Annotated in this window: 2 protein-coding genes; both read right to left on the bottom strand. The window is 59.8% G+C overall.

What is annotated here, in order from left to right:
* Nucleotides 1-9,355 (bottom strand): non-ribosomal peptide synthetase (locus tag GSF01_RS28540; protein ID WP_159888659.1); only part of this gene is annotated, 9,355 nt, incomplete at its 3' end.
* Between the two features lie 101 nt (nucleotides 9,356-9,456).
* A partial coding sequence (locus tag GSF01_RS28535; protein ID WP_159888658.1) for a condensation domain-containing protein occupies nucleotides 9,457-11,523 on the bottom strand: 2,067 nt, incomplete at its 5' end.

Below are 11,523 nucleotides of genomic sequence, written 5' to 3'. Positions count from 1 at the left end.
CGGCCGTGAACAAAATCCGCAGCTCCGGCATGCGCTCCGGCTCCAGATACACCGCATAGGTCGGCGGCAGCGCCGCGACCGTGATCCGGTGATCGGCCATATACTGCTCGAACTGCTGGTAATTCAGTATCGTGTCCGACACCGGCACGTACAACGTCGCTCCGCAGAAGAGCGCCTGGAACATCTCCCAGCAGGCAGCATCGAAGGACAGGCTCGCGAACAGCAGCGTGCGGTCCTCCGTCCCGATCCGCAGCGTCTCGTCGTAATACGCCTTCAGATTCGTCAGGCCGTGATGCTCGACCATGACCCCTTTGGGCTTGCCGGTCGTGCCCGACGTGTAGATGACATAAGCGAGGTCATCTGCGCCGGATACGGGCGCAAGGTTCGCGCCGTCCGCGTCATAAGCGGCAGAATCGTCGAGGCATACGGTCCGAATGCCCTTGTCCGCATCCCCGGCAAGACGATGGCGCAGGCGCTCCTGGGTCAGCAGCAGCCCCGCCCCCGAATCCTCCAGCATGTACCGGATACGGTCCTCCGGATACTCCGGATCGATCGGCACGTAGGCGGCCCCCGCCTTCAGGATGCCGAACACACCGACGATCATTTCGAGCGACCGCTCTACCATCAGGCCGACGAGCTGATCTCGTCCCGCCCCGTGGCGGCGCAGCGTGCGGGCGAGGCGGTTGGCCCGCTCGTTCAGCTCGCGGTACGTCAGCTGCCCGTCTTCGGCATACACCGCGAGCTGCTCCGGCGTCTTCTCCGCCTGCTCCTCCAGCAGCCGGTGAATCGTCTTGTCCTGCGGGGAGCTGAGGCTCGTGGCGTTGAACGCCTCGAAGATCTCCGCTTTCTCCTCCGCGGTGACAACCTCCAGCTCGCTGACCGGAATCGACGGATTCGCAACGGCCTGCTCCAGCAGATGGACCAAGTGGGCCTGCATTCTTTGTACATCCGCCGCCGTATAGACTTGTTCGTTGTATTCGAAGCGGATGCCCATATTAGAACCGGGCGTTACTATAAGGTTGAAATCATAGTTGGTCTGCTCGACCATGCCTACGTTCGAAATGTCAAAGGCTCCGGCGTCTTCGCCGCCGACCTGCTCCACCTGGTCTTCAATCGGGAAGTTCTCAAACACCATAATATGGCGAATCAAATCCTGCTTCTGCTCGGTCAGCGCCTGGATCTCATAAAGCGGATACGTATCGTAAGCATGGGAGGCCAGAGCCTGCTTCTGATTGGTCGCCAGCACGTCCTGGAACAACGCCTCTCGCTCGCAGTGAATACGCACAGGAATCGTATTAATGAAGAGTCCGACCATGTCTTCGATGCCTGGGATCTCGGCGGGCCTTCCCGATACGACGCTGCCGAATACCACGTCATGACTGCCGTTATACTTCTGCAGCAGCAAGCCCCATACCGTTTGCAGCAGCGTATGGATCGTGACCTGCTGCTGCTTGGCTAGCCGGTTCATGCTCGCGGTCAAGCCCTCGCCCAGCTGAAGCAGCTCCGTCCCGAAGACCGGCGGCGCCGAAAGATCCCGCTGCTTGCTCGCCGGAAGCACCGTTTGCTGCTCGTATCCTGCCAAGTAACGGCTCCAATACGCCTTCGCTTCGTTCGGATCGCGGGCCGCCAGCCACTTCACATACAGGCTGTAAGGCGAAACGGGCTTAAGTCTCGGCTCCCTTCCCTCAACCCTTGCAAAGTACAGCTCAAACACCTCGGCCGTGACGAGCGACAAGCACCAGCCGTCCATCAGCAGATGATGAGAGCTCCATATAAACCGGTAAGCCTCTTCGCCGGTGCGGATGATCTGGATGCGCATCAGCGGGTCCTGCATCAGATCGAAGCCCCGCGCTTTGTCCTCCGCCATGAACGTTTCGACCATGGCCGCTCTTTCCCCGGCATCGGAAATCCCCCGCAGATCCGTTGTCTCGAATCCCGCTGCTTTCCGGCGATAGATGATCTGCAGAGGCTGATTGCGCCAGCCGGTATATACATTGGATCTGAAAATCTCATGCCTCTGCACCAGCTCGGTATAGCTATGCCGGAATGCCTCGACATCGAAGCGACCGTGCAGGTCAAAGGTCATTTGTTCGAAATAAGCTCCGGAATCCGCATCGAGCAAACTGTGGAACAGCATCCCCTGCTGCATAGGCGTAAGCGCGTATAGATCCTCGATGTCCCCCAGATGGCGGGTCTCCCGGTCAATCTGCTCCAGCTCCTCCAGCGTGACGCCGGTCAGCGTCAAGTCGCTTGGCGTAAGCTCCGGCGATTCTTTCACGGCGCAATGTCGGATCACTTCCTGCAGCGAATCGTGGAAGAGCTTCGCCAACTGCTCCATCGTATCCTTGCGGTACTGCTTGCTGCTGTAGCTGATCGTCAGCGATAGCTCGCCTCCCGCGATAAGCCCGTTGATATCCAGCGCATGCGTCCTTCTGGCGCGGGGACTGATCTCCCTGCCGCTGGAGTAGGGCGACATCTTCATGACACCGCTTTGCAGCTCCTGATCGAATTGACCCAAATAATTAAAGCTGATCTCGGGCTCCTCGCCGTGTCCGAACTCCTTGGACGCATCGGACAAATAGCGCCATATGCCGTACCCGACCCCCTTCCCCGGAACGGCGCGCAAGCCTTCCTTGACGGACTTGATCTTGCCCGCCAGGTCTAGCCGGGCATCCAGCTCCAGCACGACCGGATACTGGCTCGTGAACCAGCCGACAGTGCGGGTAATGTCCAGAAGCGGAACAATCGATTCGCGTCCGTGTCCTTCCAGACTTACCGCGACACGGTCCTCTCCCGTCCACTTCTGAACGGACATGCCGAGCGAAGCAAGCAGCAGATCGTTAATAACGGTGTTGTACGCGCGGTTCGCCTGCTTGAGAAGCAGCGTAGTATCCTGCTCCGTCCACGTCACCGTTACCGTTTCGCTGTCGCCGACCAGGGACTCGCTCGTGGAATAATCCTTGGGCAACGGCGTATGGGCAGCTTGTCCGAGCTTCTCCCAATAGGCCCGTTCGCGCTCCATGGCTTGCCCATGGGCGTAGGCTTCAAGCCCATCCGCCCAAACTTGATACGAATCGGTCTTGAGAGGAAGCCGGACCGGCTCTCCCTGCAGCGCCTGCTCATAAGCTGTGGCAAGATCCTCGAACAGAATTCTCCAGGACACCCCGTCGACGACCAGATGATGGATGGCGATCAGCAAGTGGTCGCCGTCCTTGCACTGGAACAGGCCCATGCGAACGAGTGGCCCAGCGCTCAGGTCGATCCCGCTCTGGAGCTCATCCGCTCGCATCTCCACAGCCCCGCGTTCGTCGTCCTCTTCCTTTAAGTCCGCTATGACCAGGCTAAATAGCTTACCCTCGCTCGTGCCGCGATTCCAGGCTACGATCCCATCCGGCGTCTCGCGCACAACAAGACGCAGCGCGTCATGATGCTTAATCAAGCCGGTGACGGCTTGACGAAGCGCTCTTTCGTCGAAGCCTCCCTCCCGGTACAGCATGACCGCTTGGTTATGATGATGGGCGTCAGCGAAATTCTGCTCCCGGAACCAATGCTGGATCGGCGTCAGCTTGACAGGTCCCGACACTTCGCCCTGATCGGCCGTCCGGCTCACGACCGACACATGCGGACTCAACCCGGCAACGGTAGGATATTGAAACAAATCCTTCATCGCCATCTGATAGCCTGCCTGGTGCAGCCTGGACGAAACCTGGAGCGCCTTGATCGAGTCGCCGCCGAGCTCGAAGAAATTATCGAAGATCCCGACGCTCCGCACGCCAAGCACGGATGCCCAGATAGCGGTCATCGACACTTCGGTCGCCGAGCGCGGGGCTACATAGCTATCGCGTTCAATCGGACGCTCTTCCGGTACCGGCAGCGCCTTCCGGTTCACTTTGCCGTTCGGTGTAAGCGGCAGCTTCTCCATGGCCATCAACCTCGCGGGAACCATATGCGAAGGCAGGCTTTGCTGCAGCCAGGTGTGCAGCGCGTCGAGGTCCAGCTGCTCTTCCGAAGCGGCGTACCCGCTTAAATACTTGCGTCCCTGCTCATCCGTCAGGTCAACGACTACCGCCTGCTTCACGCCGGCAAAACGCCGGATCGCCGTCTCTATCTCGCCCAGCTCGATCCGGTATCCGCGGATTTTCACTTGATGGTCGATTCGTCCGATAAAATCAACATTTCCGTCGGCCATCCATCGTGCCAAATCTCCGGTACGGTACAGACGTTCGCCGGGGACGAATGGATTATCGATGAACTTCTCCGCTGTAAGCTCCGTGCGGTTCAAGTACCCGCGTGCCACCCCGGGACCGCCGATGCAGAGCTCGCCGGCCACGCCGACCGGAACCAGCTTCAGCTCAGCGTCCACGATATAGAAGCGTGCGTTCAGCAGCGCCTTCCCGATAGGCACGGCCCCCGTCTCCGGGAGGCTCGACAGCGGCTCGTCATAATAGCTGGAGTCGATGGCCGCTTCCGTCACCCCATACGTATTGAGAATGCGGATCTGCGAGCCGAAGCGCTCCTGCAGTCTCCGGTAATCCATCACGCTGCAGCTGTCGGAGCTGGTCAGCAGCAATTGCAGGGAAGAGAGATCCAGCCGCTGACTGTAGACGTAATCCATGAACGGGATGAGCAGCGCGGGAGTCGATTCAATTACGGTGATCTGATGGTCATGCAGCCAGCCGTACAAGCGCGCCGGATCGATACGATCCTCCTTCGGGCAAATAACCATCGCACCGCCGTTCAGCAGCGTTCTGGCCATATCGCCGACAAAGACATCAAACGAGAAGCTGGCCAGCTGCAGCGCGCGGACCGGGAATTCGCTCAAGCGGAACTCGCGCCGATAAGCAAGCGCCGTACTAACCAGGCTGCGATGCTCGATCATCGCCCCTTTCGGCTTGCCGGTCGTTCCCGACGTATAAATCACGTAAGCGAGATCCTGAGGCTCGTTGATCGTCGGTCTGTCCTCCGCCTCCCCCGTATAAATGGAGGGATCGTCCAGGCAAAGGCACTTCCGAGCAGGCGTTCCCTCTCCATCCCCGGAGCCGCCTTCATTCGCCATGTCTATGAGATGCGATTGGGTGAGCACAATGGCCGCTCCGCTGTCTTCGAGCATGAACTGAATACGGTCTGCCGGATAATCGGGATCGAGCGGAACATAGGCGCCTCCCGCCTTCCAGACGGCCAGAACGGCTACGACCAGAACGGCGTCTCTCTCGGCCAAAATCCCAACTACCGATTCCCTGCCGACGCCAAGGCCCCGCAGCGTATGAGCCAGCCGATTCGCCTGTTCGTTCAGCTCGCGATACGTAAGACGCCGGCCTTGACTGATGACAGCCGTCCCCTCCGGCGCTGCGCTCGCCTGCTCCTCCACATAGACATGAAAAGGCTTCGCCAGCAAATGCTCCTGACCCCTGGCCCCCTGCCCGCTGAATGCTTCCAGAAGCAGCGATCGTTCTTCGCCGAACACCAGGTCAAGCTCGGACAGCTTCCGTTCAGGATTGCTGACGATCCCGTCGATCACTTGGATGAAGTGCCGGGCGAGCCGCTCAGCCGTTTCGCGTTTGTAGAGCGAGGTGGCGTATTCAAGGCGGAAAGCGATGCCGTCCTCCCCAGCTTCCGCTTCCAGCGTTAGATCGAACTTGGCTGCCGTGTCCGGGTCCGGGTAAGCCGTAAAGGCGACATCCTGGAATTGGGCATTCGCGTTTTCCAGATTTTTGAGCTCGAACATCGTATCGAACAAAGGATTGCGGCTCATGTCTCTTGCAAGATTCAGCCTGCCGACCAATTCTTCGAACGGATAGTCCTGATGCTCGAAGGCGCCCAGCGCCTGCTCCTTGATTTCCTGCAGGTAGCCGGCGAAGGTCTTCTCTCCAGCCGGATAGCTGCGGATCGCCAGCGTGTTGACGAACATGCCGATCAGCGGCTCCAGCTCGGCATGCCGGCGTCCGGCCACAGGCGTCCCGACGACGATATCCTCCTGACCCGTATATTTATGAAGCAGGGTCATATAGGCTGCGAGCAATACCATATACAAAGTGGAGCCGCTTTGAACAGCCAGCTTGCCTAAGGCTTCGCTTGTCGGCCGGTCTAACGAAAACTCGATTTTGTCTCCCTCAAAGCGCTGAACGGCGGGCCGAATGAAATCCGTTTTGAGATCAAGCGTCGGAATTTCCCCCTGGAAGCTGTTCAGCCAGTAAGCCTCCTGCTTCGACCACTGCTCGCTGCCGATCCCGGCCTGCTGCCATACCGCATAATCCTTGTATTGAAGCCGAAGAGGAGCAAGCGTCTCTCCGTTATACAGCCTAGCCAGTTCGCCGATCAATAGGCTCAGCGATGCCCCGTCCGAAACGGTATGATGCATGTCGACCAGCAGCAGGAACCGGTCTGCGCTCTCGCGCACCAGTCCGGCCCGAAGCAAAGGCGGCCGCTCCAGGTCGAACGGACGTATGAACGCCCGGATCGCCCGGTCGGGATGCCCGGTATCTGCATCGAAGTCCTCCAGTTGGAAAACCGATTCGGAATGAATGCGTTGAACCGGCTCTCCCTCGACCAGATGAAAGCTCGTTCTTAGCGATTCGTGACGCGCGATCAGTTGGCGGAAGGCTTGCTCCAGCCGTTCGCGGTCCAACCGGCCCTCGGCCAGCACGACTCCCGGCATGTTATAGCCCAGCTCGCCTCCATCCAGCTTGCTGACAATATATAGACGCTTCTGCGCCGAGGAAACCGGGTAGACGTCCCGCTCGGGAGCAAGCGGAATCGATGAGTAGCTGCTTGCTTCCTTCCCCTCGATCAGAACGGCCATCTCCTCGATAGTCAGCGCTTCGAATACTTCTCGAAGCTCAAGCTGCTTGTGCAGCTCCTTGTGGATGCGGGCTACCAGGGTTGCCGCCCTTAGCGAATGTCCACCGATCTCGAAGAAATGGTCCTTCACGCCAACCTGCTCAAGTCCCAAAATATCCTGCCAGATCTGGGCCAGCTGCAGCTCGAGCGGCGTTCGCGGAGCGACGTAGGCGATGCCGAGCCGAGCCGTTTGCTCCGGCGCAGGCAGCGCCTTGCGGTCGATCTTGCCGTTGGGCGACAGCGGCATCCGCTCCAGCTGTACGAAGTACGACGGCACCATATAGCTAGGCAGACCGCTCGACAGCCGGATGCGCAGCTCGCTTGCGCCAAGCTCCGACTCCGCGACGTAGTACGCGCACAGCAGCTTGTTGCCCTGGCCGTCGTCGCGCGCCATCACGACCGCTTCCACGACGCCCTCCACATGCAGCAGCTGCGTCTCCACCTCTCCCAGCTCGATCCGGTACCCCCGGATCTTCACCTGATGGTCGATCCGGCCGAGATACTCGATGTTGCCGTCCGGCAGCCAGCGCGCCAGGTCTCCGGTCCGGTACATCCTCTCGCCTTGATCAGAGGCTGCGCCAGGCTCAAGTACTGCGAACGGATCCAGCGTAAATTTCTCCGCCGTCAGCTCCGGACGGTTCAGGTACCCCCGTCCTACCCCGACGCCCGCGATGCACAGCTCCCCGGCTACGCCGACCGGCTGCAGCTGCGTCGTCCCTTCCTTCAGGATATACAGCCTTGTATTATGGATCGGCTTGCCGATCGGGATGACCGGGTAGGACACGTCCGGCTCGCAGTCGAAGTACGAGACGTCGACCGTCGCCTCCGTCGGGCCGTACAGGTTGATCAGCCGGCAACGGTTCACCCAGGCCACCGTCTGCTGGAAGCGCGCCACATGCTGCGGCGGCAATGCTTCGCCGCTGGCGAAGACGTGGCGCAGCGTGCCGAGCTGCTCGGCGAGCAGCCGCTCCGGCTGCTGCTCCGCGTCCTCGAGAAACGCATGCAGCATCGCGGGCACGAAGTGCATCGTCGTCACGCCATAGCTCCGGATCGTCTCCCTAATGCGCTCGGGGCTCTTCTCGCCTCCCGGCGTCAGCAGGCAGACGCTCGCGCCGACCATCGCCCACCAGAACAGCTCCCACACCGATACGTCGAAGGTGAACGCCGTTTTCTGCAGGATTACGTCGCTTGCGCCGATCGGATAGCGTTCGTGCATCCACAGGATGCGGTTGAGCACCGAGTGATGCTCAATCATGACGCCCTTCGGCTTGCCCGTCGAGCCGGACGTGTAGATCACGTAAGCCACGTCCTGCGGCCCGGCGGCCGGCTCCAGGTTCGACCCGTCGGCGTCGTACACCGCCGCGTCGTTCAGGCTGAGCCGCTTCAAGCCGCTCAGCTCCAGATCGGCCGGCAAGCGCGGGAGCAGGCGCTCCTGCCCGAGCAGCAGCCTCGCGCCCGAGTCCTCGGCGATGAAGCGGATCCGCTCCTCCGGGTAGTCCGGATCGATCGGCACGTACGCCCCGCCGGCCTTGAGGATCGCGTAGATGCCGACGAGCATCTCCAGCGACCGCTCGGTCAGCACGGCGACCATGTCCCCGGGCTTCACTCCCTCGGCGCGCAGCCTGCGCGCCAGCCGGTTCGCCCGCTCGTTCAGCTCCCGATAGGTCAACTGCTCGTCCTCGAAGCGCACGGCGATCTGCTCCGGCGTTCGCTGCGCTTGCTCCTCGAACAGGCCGTGGATCGTCTTCTCCCGCGGATAGTCTGCCACGGTGTCGTTGAACCCGTGCAGGATCAGCTCCTTCTCCTGGGGGGATAAGAGCTCAATCTCATCGACACGAATGTCCGGGTTGAATAAGGCAACGGAATATAGCTGGAACAGATGTTCGATCACTTGTCTGGCCATGGTATGCTCGTACCGGTCCGTCCGATAAAAAACATGCAGATAAAGCTGGTTCTGCTCGGTTTCGAAGGCAAATTCAAAATCGGACGAGATGGCTCCGGGGCGATGCGAGGGTTGAAGGTCCAGAAAGGAGAAGAGCGTGTGGATAACCGGAGCGCCGCTGGCCTCATAGGGAATATGAAGCGAACCGGCCATTTTTTGCAGCGATATATTTTGATAAACGACCGATTCCTGGAAGATTGTTTTGACCTCGGCTAACAGCGAACGGAACGTTTGATCGCCAGTTATTTCTTGCTTGAGTAAAATGAGCTCATTGACGAGCGTCGTCCCCTCTTGGGGAATTGCCGGCGTGCCCAGAATAACCTTGCTTTCATTCGTATATTTAGATGTCAGCCCATAGATTCCCGCTAGCAAAAGGGTGCATAACGCCATCGACGAGCCATTGGCAATGGCTAGCAGCCTCTGCTCGATCGGGGCAGGCAAACGAAGGCGAATATCGGTCAGAATCGGGCCCGGGCAGCCAGGCTCGCTTTTATGTATGGCGGAACTGTAAGGAAGAATGGACACGGAATCCCCGTTATCAAATCTGTCATTCCAAAAGGCTCGAAGCTTCTTCATAACATGTCCCCCCTCGTTTTCAACTCATGCTAGAGTTTGCGCTATACCCTAACCGTTCACAGAGCACGCGCCGCAACGACGCGCGCTCCATGATACGTTGGTTAGAATAAAAATTCGATCGATTCCGCTTGCGCCGCTTTCGTAAATTCGATATCTCCCAAACGAATGTCCGGGTTCTCCGTCACCGCGCCCAGAAGCTTGATGAAGTCGGCCAGCATTTTCTCCGCTGTACTATCCTTAAACAGTCTTGTGCTGTATTCCATGCTGCCGATAATCTGCTCCGCTTCTTCCATGACATATAGCGTCAGGTCGAACTTCGCTGCGTCGTACTCCCTCTCCAGATAAGTGAAGGTCAAGGACTCGACCTGCAACTCCTGATGCTCGTTGTTTTGCAAGACGAGCATCGTATCGAAGAGCGGATTGCGGCTTGCATCGGATGCGGTACCGAGCTTCTCCACGAGCATCTCGAACGGATACTCCTGATTCTCATAGGCACGAAGCGCCTGATGCTTGACCTCCTGCAGGAACGCCGAGAAGAGCTTATCTTCGGACGGCTTGCTCCGCAGAGCCAGCGTATTGACGAACATGCCGATAACCGGCTCAAGCTCAGTTACAGGCCTTCCCGCGACCGGCGTACCGACGACGATATCCTCCTGCCCGCTGTAGCTGGCAAGCAGAGCCGAATAGGCAGCCAGCATCACCATAAACAAGGTACTGCCGGTTTCATCGGCCAGCTTCTTGACGGAAGCCGTCAGCACCGGGTCAAGCTCGAATCCGACCCTTGCCCCCTCGAAGCTGCGCCGCTCCGGCCGCGGATAGTCGGTCGGCAGATCGAGCTGCGGAAGCTCGCCTCCGAGCTCTTGCAGCCAATACGCCTCCTGCTGCTCCTGCTCGGCTTGCATGCGCGTCTGCTGCTGCCACACCGCGTAGTCCTTATATTGGATGCGCAGCGGAGGCAGCTCCTCCCCGGCATACAGCCGCACGAATTCCTGGATCAGATTGCCCAGGGAAGCGCCGTCCGAGATGATATGATGCATATCGAACTGCATGATAAAGCGCTCGTCTTCCAGTTTGATCAGTCCTACCCGCATTAGAGGCGGCTTGCGCAGATCAAAGGCTCGCACGAATTCCTGCATCAGCTGCTCGGCCTGTTCTTCGTCAGCGCTGCGGTACTGCACCTCGAAGTCGACATCCCGATGCACCCGCTGTACGGGTTCGCCATCCTTCATCTCGAAGCCCGTTCTCAGCGTTTCATGACGCAGGATCAGCTGCCGGAACGCCTCTTCGAAACGTTCCCGGTCAAGCGGACCTTCCACCGCCAGCGTACTTGGCATGTTATAGCTGATGTCCGCGCCGTTCAGCTGGCTCATAATGTATAGCCGCTTCTGGGAGGAGGACGCCGGATATACCTCGCGTTCCTCTACCGCCGGAATGATCGTGTAGTCCGCTTGCTCTTCGCCGCCGATCCAGGCTGCCATCTGTTCCACCGTCGGCTGTTCGAAGACGATCCTGAGCGGCATCTTCACTTGCAGCTCCTTATGGATGCGGGCTACAAGCGCCGTCGCTCGCAGCGAATGGCCTCCGATCTCGAAGAAGTGATCCTTCACGCCGACCCGCTCCAGCTTCAGCACGTCCTGCCACATAAGGGCCAGCTTCTTCTCCAGCACCGTGCGCGGACTCTGATAGGAGGAGCTGAGCTGAAGACCGGCTTCCGGCGCGGGCAGCGCCTTGCGGTCGATTTTGCCGTTGGGCGACAGCGGCATCCGCTCCAGCTGTACGAAGTACGACGGCACCATATAGCTTGGCAGGCTGTCCGCCAGCCGGCTGCGCAGCTCGCTTGCGCCAAGCTCCGACTCCGCGACGTAGTACGCGCACAGCAGCTTGTTGCCCTGGCCGTCGTCGCGCGCCATCACGACCGCTTCCACGACGCCCTCGACATGCAGCAGCTGCGTCTCCACCTCGCCCAGCTCGATCCGGTACCCCCGGATCTTCACCTGATGGTCGATCCGGCCCAGGTACTCGATGTTGCCGTCCGGCAGCCAGCGCGCCAGGTCTCCGGTCCGGTACATCCGGCTTTGACCGGCAGCTGCGCCAGACTCCAGCGCTGCGAACGGATCCAGCGTAAACTTCTCCGCCGTCAGCTCCGGACGGTTCAGATACCCCCGTCC

Source organism: Paenibacillus puerhi (genome assembly GCF_009846885.1).
GTDB classification, from domain to species: domain Bacteria; phylum Bacillota; class Bacilli; order Paenibacillales; family NBRC-103111; genus Paenibacillus_G; species Paenibacillus_G puerhi.
The sequence above is the reverse complement of the archived record's forward strand: the minus strand, read 5'-3'. Positions and strand labels throughout refer to the sequence as shown.